Source organism: Streptomyces sp. NBC_00386, assembly GCF_036063235.1.
Lineage (GTDB): Bacteria > Actinomycetota > Actinomycetes > Streptomycetales > Streptomycetaceae > Streptomyces.
On the sequence record NZ_CP107950.1, the window covers coordinates 9,529,850 to 9,546,418 of the forward strand.

12 protein-coding genes and 1 pseudogene are annotated in these 16,569 nt (G+C 69.8%); 6 read left to right on the forward strand and 7 right to left on the reverse strand.

The genetic code is table 11. The features are described from left to right. Positions 1-17 precede the first annotated feature (17 nt). From OG780_RS41670 to OG780_RS41680, 3 genes are all read left to right on the forward strand, one after another. Positions 18-2,738, forward strand: coding sequence for a thioester reductase domain-containing protein (locus tag OG780_RS41670; RefSeq protein ID WP_328457233.1), 2,721 nt, complete (start codon positions 18-20; stop codon positions 2,736-2,738). After that, positions 2,735-3,871 carry an alpha/beta hydrolase gene (locus OG780_RS41675; RefSeq protein WP_328457235.1) on the forward strand — a complete coding sequence of 379 codons (1,137 nt, stop codon included), beginning with the start codon at positions 2,735-2,737 and terminating at the stop codon, positions 3,869-3,871. Before OG780_RS41670 ends, OG780_RS41675 begins: the two co-directional genes overlap by 4 nt. Positions 3,872-3,935: 64 nt before the next feature. Next, positions 3,936-4,715, forward strand: coding sequence for an alpha/beta fold hydrolase (locus OG780_RS41680; RefSeq protein ID WP_328457237.1), 780 nt, complete (start codon positions 3,936-3,938; stop codon positions 4,713-4,715). A 46-nt stretch (positions 4,716-4,761) separates the two neighbouring features. Here the strand turns inward: OG780_RS41680 and OG780_RS41685 are convergent, their stop codons facing one another. From OG780_RS41685 to OG780_RS41715, 7 genes are all read right to left on the reverse strand, one after another. Beyond that, positions 4,762-5,586: a DUF1684 domain-containing protein gene (locus OG780_RS41685; protein ID WP_328457239.1), complete on the reverse strand. Its 825-nt coding sequence runs from the start codon at positions 5,584-5,586 to the stop codon at positions 4,762-4,764. An 83-nt stretch (positions 5,587-5,669) separates the two neighbouring features. Continuing rightward, the gene (locus OG780_RS41690) at positions 5,670-6,593 is read right to left on the reverse strand and encodes an LLM class F420-dependent oxidoreductase (RefSeq protein ID WP_328457241.1); all 924 of its coding nucleotides are present in this window, start codon (positions 6,591-6,593) and stop codon (positions 5,670-5,672) included. A gap of 313 nt (positions 6,594-6,906) precedes the next feature. Further along, positions 6,907-8,013 carry an aliphatic sulfonate ABC transporter substrate-binding protein gene (locus OG780_RS41700; RefSeq protein WP_328457243.1) on the reverse strand — a complete coding sequence of 369 codons (1,107 nt, stop codon included), beginning with the start codon at positions 8,011-8,013 and terminating at the stop codon, positions 6,907-6,909. 229 nt (positions 8,014-8,242) lie between these two features. Beyond that, positions 8,243-8,344, reverse strand: a complete 102-nt coding sequence (locus OG780_RS44795; protein WP_389149401.1) for a putative leader peptide — start codon at positions 8,342-8,344, stop codon at positions 8,243-8,245. 140 nt (positions 8,345-8,484) lie between these two features. After that, entirely contained in the window at positions 8,485-8,943 is a 459-nt protein-coding gene (locus OG780_RS41705) for an RrF2 family transcriptional regulator (RefSeq protein WP_326790259.1), read from the reverse strand. Positions 8,944-9,019: 76 nt separating this feature from the next. After that, complete coding sequence (locus tag OG780_RS41710) at positions 9,020-9,556, reverse strand: winged helix-turn-helix domain-containing protein (protein WP_328457249.1); 537 nt, start codon at positions 9,554-9,556, stop codon at positions 9,020-9,022. A gap of 645 nt (positions 9,557-10,201) precedes the next feature. Then, on the reverse strand, positions 10,202-10,576 hold the full coding sequence (locus OG780_RS41715) for a hypothetical protein (protein WP_328457251.1): 375 nt from the start codon (positions 10,574-10,576) through the stop codon (positions 10,202-10,204). Positions 10,577-10,766: 190 nt separating this feature from the next. Between OG780_RS41715 and OG780_RS41720 the strand changes: the two genes are divergently transcribed. The 3 genes and pseudogenes from OG780_RS41720 to OG780_RS41730 all read left to right on the forward strand — a co-directional run. Beyond that, on the forward strand, positions 10,767-14,792 hold the full coding sequence (locus OG780_RS41720; RefSeq protein ID WP_328457253.1) for an amino acid adenylation domain-containing protein: 4,026 nt from the start codon (positions 10,767-10,769) through the stop codon (positions 14,790-14,792). A 62-nt stretch (positions 14,793-14,854) separates the two neighbouring features. Then, entirely contained in the window at positions 14,855-15,463 is a 609-nt protein-coding gene (gene epsC, locus OG780_RS41725) for a serine O-acetyltransferase EpsC (RefSeq protein ID WP_328457255.1), read from the forward strand. A gap of 489 nt (positions 15,464-15,952) precedes the next feature. Further along, positions 15,953-16,549 (forward strand): annotated as a pseudogene (locus OG780_RS41730) (ATP-grasp domain-containing protein); the annotation flags it as partial. Between the last annotated feature and the right edge of the window lie 20 nt (positions 16,550-16,569).

Genomic DNA, 16,569 nt, shown 5'->3' on the forward strand with positions numbered 1-16,569 from the left:
CAGGGGGAAGGGCTCTCATGAGTGAAGTGAACGAGAACGCGGCGGCGTACGCCGGACAGCGGGCGACCGGTGAGGCGATCGAGCGGGGTGACGGCGGGCCGGGCGTGGAGGCCCTGCTGGCCAGGATCGGACAGGCCGCCGCACCCACGGCGACAGGAACCCGCACGGAGCCGGGCGCGCGCACCGGGGCGGACACCTCCGCGTCCGGTGCCCCAGGGGACGAGGACGCGGACGCCGGTGGGGTTGCCGGGCGGTCCGGGGCCGCCGTGGATCCGTACGCGAAAGCGCCCACCGCGCCGTTCGGTGCGGGGGCCGGTGACGACACCGGTGCCGTGACGGATCCTGTTGTCGACGCCCGGCCCGCCCCTGGCGCCCCCGCCGCCCCCGACGCGCACGGCCTGGCCGCTGTCGTCGCCGCGACGGCCGGCCGCTTCGTACCCGGAGGGCATCTGTCGCCCGACACGGACTTCTTCGACGCCGGGGGTACCTCGGTCGGCGCCGTGGAACTCGTCGCGGCGCTGGAGGACGAGCTGGGCGTGGAGATCGACCTCGACGAGGTGTTCGCCGACGCCCGGCCGCGCAGCCTCGCCGTGCGCTGGCTGGCGACCGCGGGTACCACGGCCGCCCTCTCGGCCCCGGGTGTGCCGGCAGCCCCGTCGGCCGCACGGACCCCGGCCCCGGTGACCGGTACGGCCCGCACCACACGGGCCCCGGACACCCTTCCCCTCCCGGTCCCGGCACCGCCCTCGGTTCTTGTCGCTGTCCCGGGAACCAGCCCCGCTTCCGCCCCGGGATCCAGCCCGGCTCCCGCTACGGACACCCCGTCCGTCCCGTCTCCCCGCGTTCCGTCCGGCGCGACGATCACGGCGCGGACCAGCGGCGGCGGCACCCCGTACGCCACCGCCCGCCCCGAGGACCTCGACCAGATCCTGGCCGACCTCTCCCTGGCCGACCGCCTGCCCTGGACCGGCTCGCCCGAGCCCCTGCCGCCCCGCCGGATCCTGCTCACCGGCGCCACCGGCTTCCTCGGCAGCCATCTGCTCCTCGATCTGCTCCGGCACAGTGACGCGCACGTCTATTGCCTCGTGCGCGCGGCCGACGAGGAAGCGGCCACCGCTCGTCTCGGCGAGGCGCTGAAGAGCCACCGGCTGCCCTGGTCCTCGGAGATCCGCCGCCGGGTGACGGTGCTCCCCGGCGACATCAGGCGTCCTCGCCTCGGACTGTCCGACAGCGGCTGGAACGAACTCGCCCACGAGCTGGACAGCATCGTGGGCGTGGCGGCGGCCGTGGACTTCCTGCGCGGCTACCAGTCGCTGCGGCAGAGCAATGTCATCGGCGCGCTGACCCTGGCCGAACTGGCGGCGACCGGCCCGCCCAAGCCGCTGCACCACATCTCCTCGATCGCGGTCTTCAACGAGGTCGGCATCGCCTCCATGGGCGAGGACGACCCACTCGCCCACGCCGACCGCCTCGTCGCCGGTTACGACCAGACGAAATGGGCCGCGGAGGTCGCCCTGCGGCGGGCCCGCGACCACGGCCTGATCGTCACCGCGATGCGTCCGGGAGGCATCGGCGGCCACACCCGGACGGGCGCCCACAACCCGCAGGACCTCAGCAGCGGCCTCATCGCGGCCTTCGGCCGCTTCCGCACCGTTCCCGCCTTCCACTGCCTGAACGCGGCCCCGGTGGACTGGGTGAGCCGGGTCGCGGCCGCCGTCATCTGCGAACCCGACGCCTGGGGATTCGACTACAACCTCACCGGCGTACCCAACACCCTCGACGACGTCGTACGGGACATGGCGTTCGGCGGGATGCATGTGCGCGTACAGGACTGGGACGAGTGGCGCACCGGCGTCCTGGCCCGACTGGAGGCCGAACCCGTTCCCGAACTCGGCTTCCTCACAAGGGTCTTGCAAAGCCCCACCGCCCTCAAACTGTGCGAGGCGACCCTGAAGGGTCCGGCGGCCGGCGGTGAACGCACCGCCGCGCTCGTCGAGGCGCTGGGACTGCGCCCCGCGACGCGCTACGACGCCCGGGCCCAGCTGAGGACGTTCGAACGGCTCGCCCAGGACGGACTGGCCCGGCTGCCGGACAAGGACGACCAGCCGTACCTGTGGTTCTCCGAGACGACCGAGGGCTCCGTGGGCCCGGCCGATACCGGTGCCGGCGGCGACACCCCCTGCTCGATGGCGCTCACCCTCTCCATCGCGAGCATGCACCAACTGGTGAAGGAGCGCCGGGTGGACGTCAGCGGTGAGTTGGTGTGCGCCGCCGCCCATCCCGCACCGCTCCTCGTGGAACACGGCGACGTCTGGATCCGCCCCGAGGAGGGCATCCCGCAGCGCCACGGGATGCGCCACCAACTCCTGCGCTACCGGCTGACGTTGTGCGACGCCGACGGGGGCCGCTGGTGGCTGGAGGGCCACAAGTACGCCCGAGCCCGCCGTGACGTATGGCGGCAGACCCGCGCGCTGAGCGTCGAGATCGGCCGCGAGGGCGAACCGGCGAGCCTCACCGGCGAACTCGTCGTGCCCGCCGACAGCTATGTACGCGACCAGATCGACGGCATCAAGGTCGACCCCCGTCTGACCGGCCGGGAGAAGCGCGCCGCCAAGCTGACCTGGCTCGCCTGGTTCGGCGCGGAGATGGGCCGCGGCCTGCTCGGCCCCTTCACCCGCGCCGCCGCGGACCTCTTGGACCTGCGCCGCACCCCGACCCCCTCGGAGCACCACCGATGATCCTGAGATCCACCAACTCCCGTACCAGGCCCACGATCCGCAAGGTCAGGACGGGCACGGTCCTGCGGCCGCTGCGCCACCGCCTCGACCCGGCGCGCGTCGAGGAGATCCCGTTCCACGCCGGGGACGGCGTACGCCTGGGCCTGACCCGCATCGGCGGCGGAGAGCGGGACCGGCCCGCCGTGCTGCTCCTGCACGGCCACACCGCGTCCGCGGACATGTTCCTGCTCCCCGAGACCCGCAACCTGGTCGACGTCCTGCTCGACGACGGCTACGAGCCCTGGCTGCTCGACTGGCGGGGCAGTTGCCGGCTTCCCTACAACGAGACCGGTCAGAGGTACACCTACGACGATGTCGCTCTCCACGACATCCCCGACGCCGTCGCGCGCATCCGCGAACACATCGGCGACCGGCCGCTGTTCGTGGTCGCGCACTGCATCGGCTCCCTCGCCCTGTCCCTGAGCATGACGGCGGGGCTGGTGCCCGGGCTCGCGGGCGTCGTCTCGCAGGGCGTGTTCCTGACGCCGAAGCTCGCGGGACGCACCTCGCTGCGGATGACGGTGGCGGGTGAACTGCTGAAGAACCGGATCGACCACATCCCGGTCGACTTCCGCAAGGTCGGTCTCCGGTCGAGGTACACACCGCTGTTCGCGCTGGCCTCCCGCGGGGCGGTGTGCCCGGACCCGACCTGTCAGATCCTCCACAACTCGGCCTGGGGTTCGGGAGCTTCGCTGTTCCTGCACGAGAACCTGTCCGACACCACCCACGACCGGCTCGCCGAACTCCTCGGGCCGGCGCCCCTGTGGATCCTGCCGCACCTGCGCCGGATCGAACTGGCCCGCAGCGTCGTCCGCTGGCACGACACCGACCACCGCTACCGGGCCCTGCCGCCCAACGCGCTCGACGCGGCCGCCCGCATCGACACCCCGGTGCTGCTGCTCGCGGGAAGCGAGAACGGACTGTGGCTGGACTCGCAGAAGCTCTGCCACGAGGTGCTGGCCCACCGCCGGCCCGAGCTGGACGTGTCGTACACCGAGCTCCCCGGCTACGGCCACCTCGACACGTTCCTGGGCCGGGGCGCCGCACTCGATGTCTTCGGACACATCCTCGAATTCCTCGGCGAACGCCGGTGACGGCGCCCCCTCCGCCGGATACCGTACCGACCAGTAACCACCGGACCGCACTCCAGGAGGCCCCATGCCGCAGCTCGAAGTCGACGGCGCCGCGCTGACGTACGACGACGAGGGCCCCCGCGACGGCGACGGCGTGCCGCTGGTGTTCATCCACGGCTGGACGGCCAACCGGCACCGCTGGGACCACCAGCTGGACCACTTCACCCAGAAGCGCCGGGTCGTACGACTGGACCTGCGTGGGCACGGGGAGAGCGGGGGGTCGGGGCGCCGGACCGTGGCGGAACTGGCCGGTGACGTACTCGCCGTGCTCGACCACCTGGAACTCGACCGGTTCGTACTCGTCGGACACTCGATGGGCGGGATGATCGCGCAGACCCTGACGCTGGACCATCCCGAGCGGGTCGAGCGGCTGGTGCTGGTGAACTCGATCAGCAGGATGACGTACAGCCGGGGGAGGGGCCTGCTGATGGCGGTCTCGACCCTGGTGCCGTTCAAGCTGTTCGTGGCCGCCAACATCCAACGGGCCTTCGCCCCCGGCTACCCGCGCGAGAAGATCCGCGAGTACGTCCGGGCCTCGGCGGACACGCCTCAGGAGGTGGTCATGACGTGCTACGGCGCCATGCGGTCCTTCGACGTCCTCGACCGGATCGGTGAGATCCACACCCCCACCCTCCTGGTCCACGGCTACCACGACATCCAACTGCCCGTCTCACAGATGCTCCGGATGGCGAAGGCCTACCCGGACGCCGTGGTGCGGATCGTGGACGCCGGCCACGAACTGCCCGTGGAGAAGCCGGCGGAACTCACCGCCGTGCTCGACCGGTTCGTGACCGACCAGCCGTGACGTCCGTCCCGGCCCGGCGGCCGGATGATTCCCGGCCCGGCGTGCCTCAGGACCCTCCCCGCTCGCGGGGGATCTTCTGGCCGGCCTCGACGGCCACGGGCAGCCGGTTCTCCGCCGGCGGCAGCGGGCAGGTCGCCAGGTCCGTGTAGGCGCACGGCAGGTTCGCCGCGCGGTTGAAGTCCAGCACGACGGTTCCGTCGGCGGCCGGCGCGTCCACGCTGAGGGAGCGGTTCGCGGCGTAGGTCGTGACTCCTGAGGTCGCGTCGGTGAAGAGCACCGTCAGCCCGTCCGGGGTGTGTCCGGGGAACGCGGTCAGGGACAGGGACCGGCCGTCCAGTTCGAACTCGACGCGGCCCGGAGCGACGTACACGTGCTCCAGGCCCTCGACCGCGGCGCCCACGGTGGTGGGCCGGGGCTCGTCGAAGGCGACGTAGCGGCCGGTCACGGCCCAGCGCGGGTCCGGTGCGTAGGCGGGCGTTCCGGTGAAGGCGGTGCGCAGCGGCGCGTCCGGGTGCCGGGGACGCACGATGTCGTTCCCGCCGCGCCTGGCCACCTCGATCACGGCGTCTCCCCAGACCGCGTTGACGCCGCCGCGTTCGGGCAGCACTCCGAAGCGGTGCTCGCCGTGCACCGGCGTTCCCTCCACGACCAGTTCCTCGCCGTCGTCGAGGGCCACGGCGACCCCGTCGGCGTCGGTCCACCACGAGCCGGGGGCGTCCGGGAAGCGCTGCGGGCGGTCGTCGAGCCAGTGCAGGCCGGTGATCGCGAGGAATCCGTGCGGATCGGCGAGCCGTTCCTCCTGGGCGCGGTACCAGCCCAGCCAGTCCTCGGTGAAGGCCTGGAGGTCCGTCGTCGTGAGCTCAGTGGTCATGAGTGCTCCTTCGTCCCGCGAGGTCCGGCCTCGCGGCGGTGTGTGGATCTTCTGGGGTGTGTGTCCATGTGTCCGGTGGTCGCTCATCCGGCCAGTTCGCCGAGGAGTGCCCAGGTGCGCCGCCGGTCCGCTTCCCCGGCGATGTCCGTGGAAGTGAAGACCACCTCCGTGGCTCCGGCGTCCCGGTAGCGTCGTACCTCGGCCGCGACCGTCCTCTCGTCGCCGATCACGGCCACGTCGGAGGCCCGCCGACCGCCGGAGAGCTCGACGACCCGCGCGTAGGACGGGATCTGCTCGTAGAAGGCCAGTTGCTCGGTGGCCTTCGCGCGTACGGCCTCGACGTCGTCCGTGACCACGCCGGGCACCAGGGCCACGATCCGGGGCGAGGGACGGCCGGCGGCGGCTGCCGCGGCGGTGAGAGCGGGCACGATGTGCTCCTCCAGAGCGCGCGGGCCCGCCAGATAGGGCAGGATCCCGTCCGCCAGTTCACCGCTGGCCCGCAGGGCCTGCGGGCCCATCGCGGCGACGAGCAGGGGCACTCCGCTCTCGGCGCCGGGTACGCGCGCGGAGATCGGCGGGGCGGCGGTCAGCAGCTCACCGTGGAAGTCGGCCGTGCCCGTCCGGGTCAACTGCCGAAGGGCGGTGAGGAATTCACGCAGACGGGCGATGGGCCGCTCGAAGGGAAGACCGAAGCCGCTCTCGGTCAGGAGCTTGGTGCCCAGGGCGAGCCCGAGGTGGTAGCGGCCGTGCGTGGCCGCCTGGGCGGTCTGGGCCTGGCTGGAGACGAGCAGGGGATGCCGGCCGAAGACGGGGATGGCGGAGGTGCCCACGTGGAGCCGGGGCTCTTCCCGCCCGACGATCGCCGCGAGCTGCGGCGAGTCCGCGCCGAAGGTCTGTCCGAACCAGGCCGAGCGCAGGCCGGCCGCCGCTGCTTCGCGAGCCAGACTCACAGAGGCGTCGACCTGGTTCTCCGCGTCGGATGCGTTGAGTGCTACTCCTACGGTCATGCCAGTCAGAACCGCCCGCGTCCGATCCCGCATTCCGGTTCGTGTGTGACAGCTTCTTGTCAGTCATGTGTACGGGGGCGGACCTGCCGTCAGTCCGAGGCCCCCAGGAGGTGACGAACTCGCCCGGTGCGACATCAGGGGTGATGTCGTCCGGCACGAGCTGCTGTCCGCCGGGTGTGCCCGGTGCGGAGAAGGACGTGGAGACGTGCTCGATACGGGCGGCCTGGGTCACCGCCGTCGCGTCCTCGGCAGCCGTGGCCGTTGTGGCGGCCACGGTCGTCACCTCCTGGGAGGTCATCGGGTCCGGTTGTCGTTACTCGGCGCCGAGACCGGCGTCGTCGACCTTGTCCTTGCCCTCGGCCTTGAGGACCTTGTCCAGCGGTGCGAGGTCGTAGATGCCCTTCAGATCGGGCTTGTCCAGCAGGCCGGCCTTGACCGCGTGCTCCGCCTCGGTGCTGAGAGTGGAGGCCAGCGGGTCGTCGAGGAAGGCGATGGACTTCCACGCGGGATCGATGACTTCGGCGGGCAGCGCCTTGCCCGACAGCTTCTCCAGCGCCGCGTTGGCGGCCGCCTTGGCCTTGTCCGGGTTGGTGTTGATCCACGCGTTGGTCTTCACGGAGCCGCGCAGCACGGCCTCGACGACGTCGGGGTGTTCCTTGAGGAACTTCTGCGACACGATGATGTTCGTGATCACGAACTTCTTGTCGGGCCACAGGTCCGACTCGTCGAGCAGCACCTTGCCGCCCTCGGCGACCAGCTTGGAGGCCGTCGGCTCCGGCACCCAGGCGCCGTCGATGGAACCGGACTTGTAGGCGTCCGGGGTGATCTTGTTGTCGGTGCGGACGACCGACACATCACCCTTGCCGCTCTGTGCGTCGACCTTCCAGCCCTGCTCCGCGGCCCAGTTGAGGAACGCCACGTCCTGCGTGTTGCCGAACTGCGGTGTCGCGATCTTCTTGCCCTTGACGTCCTTCAGGGACTTGATCTTCTTCGGGTTGACGACGAGTTTCACGCCGCCGGAGGCCGAACCGCTGATGATCCGCAGGCTCTTGCCCTTGGACTTGGTGTAGCCGTTGATGGACGGGGAGGGGCCGATCCAGCCGATGTCGATGGAGCCGGCGTTCAGCGCCTCGATCTCGGAGGGGCCGGCGTTGAAGGTCGAGGCCTTGATCGTGGTGCCGCCGAGTTCCTTCTGGAACAGGCCTTCCTGGACGCCCACCAGAGCCGTGGCGTGCGTGAGGTTGGGGAAGTAGCCGATCTTCACCTCGTCGGCGGAGAGCTTCTTGGCGCCCGCCGCGACCGCGGTCTGCTTGTCGTCGTCGGTGGAGTCGGAACCGTAGCCGCAGGCGGTGAGCAGGAGGGGGACCGCGGCTATGACGGCGATGGCACGCAGGGCGGAGAGCGGTCTTGCGGCAGACACTGAGGTGTCCTCTCGGAAGATGGGGCGAGGAAAATGTGAAACCGCGCGGCGACAACGCGCCGGCGCGCACCGGCACGCCCTTTCCCTGCCTTCGGCGACACGCGTGCCGCCGAAGGCAGGGAAAGGGAACGCTGAGGTCGCGGCCGGGGGACGGGTGTCCGATCCGCCGGACACAGACGTGGCGGGCGGGGAAGCTGTCGCGGCTCGGAAAGGTGCAGGTTCTGGGGCGTCAGACGGGCCGACAGATGGCACTGGACGTACGGCCGAGGTCGATGTGACGGCGTGAGGTCAGAAGCGGCAGTGTCCGCCCTGTGCAGTCGAGCATTCCCATGGCCACCCCCCACGATCCCCGGTATTCCTACCTGGCTGATAGGGATCGTGGCAGAAGGCGGCCCCCACCCCAAGGGGGTGTTCGGATGATGGACGCTGCCGTCTCGCTTTATGGGACGAGTTGTGGGACGACCCGGCGCATCAGGGGTTCGTCCAGGCTCCCGGAGCGTCGGTCAACGCGGATACGTCGGCGGGTAGTCGGGCGGACGCGACGTCGGCGAGTGACACGCCCTCAAGGATCTCGCGCACGTTGGAGCGCAGCGCGATCCACAAGGGGAGCAGCGATTCGGCGGGGCCGGTGTACGAGAGCTCCGGGGGACGCACCCCCCGTACCGAGACCAGTGGTCCGTCCACCGCGCGTATCACGTCGGCGATGCTGATGGCCTCGGCGGGCCTGGCCAGTCGGTAACCGCCGTTGCCGCCGCGCCGGCTGAGGACGAGACCGCCCCGGCGCATGTCGTTCAAGATGCTTTCGAGGAACTTGTGCGGGATGTCCTGTGCGTCGGCGATGGCCTCGGCTTTCAGAGGCGCGTCATCCCGTGACGCGGCGAGCTGCAGCGCGGCACGTACCGCGTAGTCCGCCCTGGCTGAGATCCGCATGTGCGTAGTATCCCGCACTGTTCCGGTCCGTTCCCCTCTGCCCCGGCCGACGGTGCTCGTGCCGCGCCCTGGAGGGTTACCGCGGGCCGGGCACGTACTTGTAGCCCACGCCTCGTACGGTGACGATCCGGTGCCGGTGGGCCCTGCCCAGCTTGCGGCGCAGCCGCGCGATGTGGACGTCCACGGTGCGGCCGTCGCCGATGTGGTCGTAGCCCCAGACACCGGCTATTAACCGCTCTCGCGAATGCACTCGGTGAGGGTTCCGGACGAGATGGGCCGGCAGCGCGAACTCCAGCTGGGTGAGATCGAGTTCGCGCCCGTCGAGTTCCGCGGCATGCCGTGTCGGATCGATGTGGACGACGCTGACTCCCGTGTCCTGCACGGGAGGTGAGTCCGTGCAGGAGACCCGTCGGATCTCCGGTCGCGTCACGCCCTCGGCGAAGAGCTGAGCGGGGTCGGTGCCCTCGGGGACGAGGATGAGGTAGCCGACGAGGGGTGCGGAACCGTGCGCCTCGGGGCGGCCCTGGGCGGTGTCGCCCACAAGACGGAGGTGGCGCGCGTCGGAGAGCGGTGAACCCTGCGGGGTGGTCTGGGCCGGAGGTGCCGTGGTCATGGCGGTCGTCCTTCAGGAGTGTGTCGGGCGTCCGGGCGCAGTGGCGTGGGTCCACCTGATCGCCTGGTGGCGGAAGAGGGAGAGGAGCGGCACGTGCGACGTGTGAGCTGCCTGCCCTGCGCGTGACAGCAGACCGCTGCGCACTCCACGCGCGTCAGCAGGCGGTGTTGACGACATGACCAAAGTCGACATACCGACGACCGGCGAGTCGTTGCCGCGTAGCGGGCGTGCGGACCATCCTGCGCACTCGGCGGGTGGGCCGCAACGCTTTCCTAGTAAATCAATAGGAAATAGGGGAGGGCGACTCCCTGGCGGCTGTCTCGCCCTGCCGTGTCGTGCGGGGGGTCGCAGGGCGCGTTCGGCGGGGGCGCAGGTGACGGCGGTGGGGCGGTACGGGCTGTTCCGGTGGCGCCCTCCATTGCAGCTCCGTGAACTGTTCCCGACGGCCCGGACTTCCGGCGGCCGACCGCACCGCCCGACTGGCTGCACGGGGCATTCGCTGCCGCGCATGACTGTGAACGTCCGCGTCGTCGAATGGCTGTGGACCGGCTCGCCGTCGACCGGCGGGAGGCAGGTGCCTAGTGGTCGATTCGGAAGCCATCGACCTCCATCCCGTTGATGCCGATGGCGAAAACCGGAACAACGTCACTCTGTTTGCGCCACGCAACACTTCGGCCATGCGTGGCCGACCGGGAACTCGGCGACGAGGACTTGTTCAAAAGGGGCAAGATGCTCCATTCCTGATCTCACGTCGCCCATCTCGGTCGTGTACCTTCCGATTGCCCGCAGGAAATGCTCTGGTTTTTCTGCGATCACCCTCGGGGTGCCGTGGAAGACCGTCATGATCCGCGGCAGTGCTGTTCCGGCCCCGGAATCTTGAAATGCGGCCGCGGAGACTTGGTCGGGGAGGCGCGAAAGGCATGTCCGCACGACTTCTTGAACGAGCGCAGCACCCCACTGGGCGATGTACGAGACGGTCTGAGAGCCGGGCTCACACCATGTGGTCGCGACGCTGATCAAGCGAGCGATCCCGTGAAGTCAAGTGTTCCGGCTGCTTGTGCTCGAAACCAGATCCATCACCGATCGCGCTTTTTCCATGCCTGATTTCCCAGGGCATGTTACGCGCGTCGACCTGCCCGGAAACGTCGAATTCTAGGTTCGAAGGACGATGGCGAAACCAACGGGGTCCGAGAAGATTTCCCTGTCAGACATGCTGCGTGCGGCCACGCACGCCCAACCCGACCGGACTGCCGTCTCCTGCGGCACGGAGCGGCTGACGTTTCGGCAGCTCCATGAGCGCAGTGAGGACGTGGCGGACCGTCTGCGACGGCTCGGAGCCGCGGCGGACGATCCCGTCGGCATCTTCATGGGGCCGTCCGTCGACCTCATGGCAAGCGTCTGGGGTGTCCTGCACGCGGGCGCCGCATACCTCCCGCTGTCGCCCGAGTACCCGGACGAGCGCGTGCGTTACATGGTGGCCGACTCCCAGACCAAGGTCATCCTGACGGACGAGTCCTTGGCGCCCCGCCTGTTCGCGATGACGCAGCCAGGGACGAAGATCGTCATCCTCGACCGGACACGAGCCCACCGGGCGACCGAGCCCGAGCCCCGGGCCGTCCCGCCAACGGCTCATCGCACTGTGGAGGGTGCCGGCCTCGCCTACGTCATCTACACCTCGGGAAGCACGGGCAAGCCGAAGGGCATCGGCATCGAACACCACAGCATCGTCGATCAGATGCGCTGGCTCGCCGACGAACGGGGCCTGGACGCAAGCAGAACGGTGCTGCAGAAGACACCGCTGAGTTTCGACGCCGCACAGTGGGAGATCCTCGCACCGGCCTGCGGCAGCAGCGTGGTGATGAGCGAGCCGGGGGTCTACGCCGACCCCGGCGGGCTCATCGACCTGATCACGGCGAACGGGGTGACCACTCTGCAGGGCGTGCCGACCCTGCTGCAGGCGCTTGTCGACACCGGACGGCTGTCCGACTGCACCTCGCTCACCCATGTCTTCAGCGGCGGCGAAGCACTCACCAAGAGCCTGGCGATCGAGCTGCTCGACGCGTTACCCGGCTGCGAACTGGTCAACCTGTACGGCCCGAGCGAGTGCACCATCAACGCTTCGGCCCACGTGGTGGACCGCGGCTCCGTCCAGAACGGTCCGGACCACGTCCCCATCGGCCTGCCGGTGCGCGACATGAGTTTCCACATCCTCGACACCGCCCGCCGACCGGTCGCGCGGGGGGAATCGGGTGAACTCCACATCGCGGGACCCCAACTCGCCCGCGGGTATCTGAACAACCCCGAGCTGACCGCCGAGCGGTTCGTCACCAACCCGTTCGCCACCGGTCCCGAATCCGCCCGTCTCTACCGGACCGGCGATCTGGCCCGGTGGAACGACGACGGCACCGCGCAGTTCCTCGGCCGTACCGACACCCAGGTCAAGTTGCGCGGCTTTCGGGTCGAGCTCGACGAGGTCAAGGTCTCCATCGAAAGACACGACTGGGTCAAGCGCGCCGCCGTCCTGGTCCGGGACGACACGAGAATCGGCACCAACCTCATCGCCTTCATCGAGCTCGATCCTCAGCGGGCCGCGCTGATGGACCAGGGCAACCACGGCGCTCACCACCAGTCCAAGGGCAGCAGGCTTCAACTCAGGGCACAGCTCTCGAATCCGGGAGTCCGTGAAGAGGGCGGAGCACCGTACGTCGACCTGCCCGGACGGACGGCCACGGTCCGCCAGCGGCGCACGGTGTTCGCCCGCAAGACGTACCGGTTCTTCGAAGGCGGCGCGACAACCCGGTCCGACGTCCTGGGCCTGCTCGCCCGACCGGCCGCCCGACCGGACGCGCCCCGGACGCCGGACACCCTGACGCTTCCCGAACTCGGTTCCCTGCTGCGCTATTTCGGGCAGTTCCCCAGCGGTGAACGGCTGCTGCCCAAATACGGGTACGCCTCGCCGGGCTCGCTCTACGCCACACAGTTGTACCTGGAACTGTCCGGCGTCGCGGGCCTCGAACCGGGCTATTACTACTACCACCCGGTCGGTCATCAGCTGTTGCTGATCCGCCGTGCTCCCGCCGGTGCTCCGAGGCTGCGCGTCCACCTCGTCGGGCGCCGGGCGGCGATCGAACCCGTCTACCGGAACAACATCCAGGAAGTCCTCAGGTTCGAAGCCGGTCACATGGCCGGCCTGTTCGACCATGTGCTGCCCGGGTACGGGCTGCGGATCAGCGCCCGCCCGGAAGCGCCGGAGGTCAAGGACGTCCTGCGCTGCCCGGAAGAGGACTACCACCTGGCCACGTACGAGGTGGAGACGGCGGACAGCCCCTCCACGGACAGTCCGGTCGACCTGTATGTGCAGGCTCATCCCGGCCGGATCGTGGATCTCGACGGCGGTCAGTACCGCTACGCCGACGGCGAGCTGGTGCGTGTGTCCGACGAGCTGATCCGCAAGCAGGACGTCATCGCCATCAACCAGGAGGTCTACGAGCGCGCGGGCTTCGGCATCAGCCTGATCGGCCACGCGTCCGAACCCTGGCGGCGCTACGTCGACCTCGGCCGGGAACTGCAGCGCCTCCAGACGAACGGCCTCGATCTGGGGCTGATGTCCTCCGGCTACAGCTCGGAGACCGGCAACCCCCTGCCGTCGGCCCGGCGCATCGCGGACATCGTCGGCCTCGGCCCGGACACGGCCTCCTACTTCGCCGTCGGCGGCCGCATCAGTGCCGAGCAGCGGCTCAGCGAAGGCATGAAGGAGGACTCGGTCCACATGCGGGGGCCGGCCGAGATCGTGAAGGACAATCTCGCCGAATCCCTGCCTCCGTACATGGTGCCCAACCGGGTCACCGTCCTGGACGCCTTCCCCCTCACCCCGAACGGCAAGATCGACCACCAGGCGCTGCGCGACCTGGACAAGGCCGCCGTGGAAGACAGCGAAGCACCGGTCGTCCCCCCGCGCACGCCCACCGAGGAAGCCATCGCCGGGCTGTGGCGGAAGGTGCTGCGACAGGAACGGGTCTCGATCCGGGACAACTTCTTCGCCGCCGGGGGCCACTCGCTGACCGCGGTCAACCTGGTCGGCCGCATCAACCGGGAACTAGGCAGCGCCCTGCCGCTCCAGGTGCTGTTCGACGCTCCGACCATCGCGGAGCTGGCCCGACGCGTCGACCGTGAGCCCACGAGCACGCTGTCGAGGCTGGTGCGGCTGCACAGCGCGGAGGGAGGCCGGCCGGTGTTCTGCTGGCCCGGTCTGGGCGGATACCCGATGAGCCTGCGGCTGCTGGCCGGCCGGCTGGAGCAGGACCGGCCGTTTCTCGGTGTCCAGGCCCACGGCATCAACGCGGGCGAGATCGCGTACCCGTCGTTCGACGAGATGGTCGCCAAGGACGTCGAACTCGTCCGGCAGGTCCAACCGGTCGGCCCGTACACGCTGTGGGGCTACTCCTTCGGGGCCCGAGCCGCGTTCGAGGCGGCCCGCCAGCTGGAGTGCGCCGGCGAGCAGGTCGACGAGGTGATCCTGATCGCGCCGGGCAAGCCGCCGGTCGGGAAACGCGCAGGGACCCGCCCGTCCGCCGAGGCGGCGGTCAGCTTCACCGACAGCACCTTTGTCGCGATTCTCTACTCGGTTTTCTCCGGGAACCTCGAACAGTCGGCCGTCGACGCGTGTCTGGCCGCGACCCACGACGAGGACTCGTTCATCGCCTTCGTCTGCGGCAGGTTCGCCCATCTGGAGCGTGCGCTCGTGCGCAGGATAGTCGGCGTGGTGCGGCAGACCTTTCTGTTCGAGTACGCCCCGCACGAACTGGCCCGGCGCGGCATCACCGCGCCGATCACGGTGTTCCGCGCCGACGGCGACCAGGACTCCTTCATCGACACCAGTAACACGCTGTCGAGCACGCCCCCCAGGATCAGCCGACTCAAGGCCGATCACTACGAATTGCTGCGCGCGAGCGGAATAGACGAACTCGTCACCGCCATCAAGGCCGCACAACTCACCGGAAAGGTCATCGGAGTGCCCCACGTCAGCATCAAGCATTTCCCGAACAACCTCGCAGCCGACCAGATATCGGCCCTCGTCGACGCGATCACCAGTGCGGTCCGGACCGCGTTCTCGGTCGACGAGGGCGCGGTGTCTATCGCCCTCGAACCGGTGGCTCAGGACGCCTGGACCGAGCGGGTGTACATACCGGAGATCGTCGAAGGCACCGGAAATCTGGTCAAGGCCCCGAACTACTGAAGCCTGCCACCGAATTCGACTGTGCCGACGGAGAACCAGGACATGAATTCACGGAGGACCGCATGCGCAGGGTGATCATGAGAGCGAGAGAGGACCTCTCCGTGATCGTCGCGCGGGACCCGTCGGTCCACACGCGCGCGGAGGCGCTGCTGCATCCCGCGCTGCCGGCGCTGTGGACCCACCGGCTGGCCTCCGTCCTGTACGCCCGCAGGCACCGTCAACTCGCCCGGCTCCTGGCCTACCTGGCGCGCGCGGTCACCGGCGGCATCGAGATCCATCCGGGCGCGAGGCTCGGCCGGCGCGTGTTCATCGATCACGGGGCCGCGGTGGTCATCGGGGAGACGGCCGAGGTCGGCGACGACGTCACGATCTTCCATCAGGTCACGCTGGGCGCGGTCGGCTGGTGGCGGGACGGGCGACGCGAGCCCGGCGCCCGGCGGCATCCGGTCGTCGGCGACCGCGTGGTGCTCGGCACCAACGCGATCGTGCTCGGCCCGGTCACCGTCGGCGACGACGCGCTGATCGGCGCGGGTTCGCTCGTACTGCGCGATGTGCCTTCAGGCGCCCGGGTGATGGCCCCCACGGCAGAGATCGTGCCACGGCTCTCGGCCGCCGACCGAGAGGAGTCGGACCAGTTGCTGCGCTCGCTGGCCACGTCCGGGTGCTGGTGAGGGTCCGCCCGGACCGGTTCACCGGTCGCTGTCCGCCGCTCGTCGTGGGCGGTCTCCGTGCACCGCTTCTCACCCGCCGCCCGTCGTCCCGCTCAAACCCGACCACGCGTCGGGATGCCATCGGAGGCATAGATGATTCACGTCGGTGTCGTGGAGAGCAACCTCTCCGGTTCCGGCTTCGAGGGCCTGCAGATCATCAAGGAACTCGACTGCCGCGTCACCTTCTTCACCCGCGACCTGGACCGGTACCTGGAAGTACCGGGCGGCCCGGCCTACTTCGACAACTACGTCGACGAGATCGTCCACTGTGAGACGAACATCTTCGAGGAACTCCTGCCGCATGTGCACGCGGCCGGGGCCGAGCACCCCTTCGACGCGTTCTTGACCCTGGCCGAGTACGACGTGGTCGTGGCCGCCCAGGTGGCGGTCCACCTCGGACTCCCGACGGTGAGCGTCGACGGCGTGGCGACAGCGCGCAACAAGGCGTCGATGCGCCGGCGCTGCGCCGAACTCGGCGTCGCGATACCGGCGTTCCGCACCGTACAGACCCCGGCCGAGGCGGAGGCGGCAGCGGCGGAGATCGGCCTGCCCTGTGTGGTCAAGCCCGCCGACGAGACCAGCAGCGCCGACGTCCGGCTCGTCGAGACCGCGTCCCAGGCAGCCGAGCACGTCGCGCTGATCCGGTCACGGCGGGAGAACACGCGCGGCCAGGCCCGCCACCACGAGCTGATGGTCGAGGAGTACCTCAGCGGCCCCGAGGTCAGTGTGGAGGTCCTGGCCGACGGCGACCGGTACGAGGTGTTCGGGGTGACCGACAAGTCGGTGATCGGCCAGGGCTACTTCGTCGAGCTCGCCCACAGCTTCCCCTCAAGCCTGCCCGAGCCGTTGGTCCGTGCCTGCGGCGACCTGGCCGTGGAGGCGCTCCGGGCGGTCGGGTTCGACCTGGGCATGGCCCATGTCGAGATCAAAGTGACCGAGTCCGGGCCCAAGCTCATCGAGATCAACCCCAGGCCCGCCGGCGGCAAGATCACCTATCTCGTCGACCGTGCCCTCGGCATCCGCTCACTGGAGCTGGTGGCCCGGCAGTACCTCGGACAGCCGCTCCC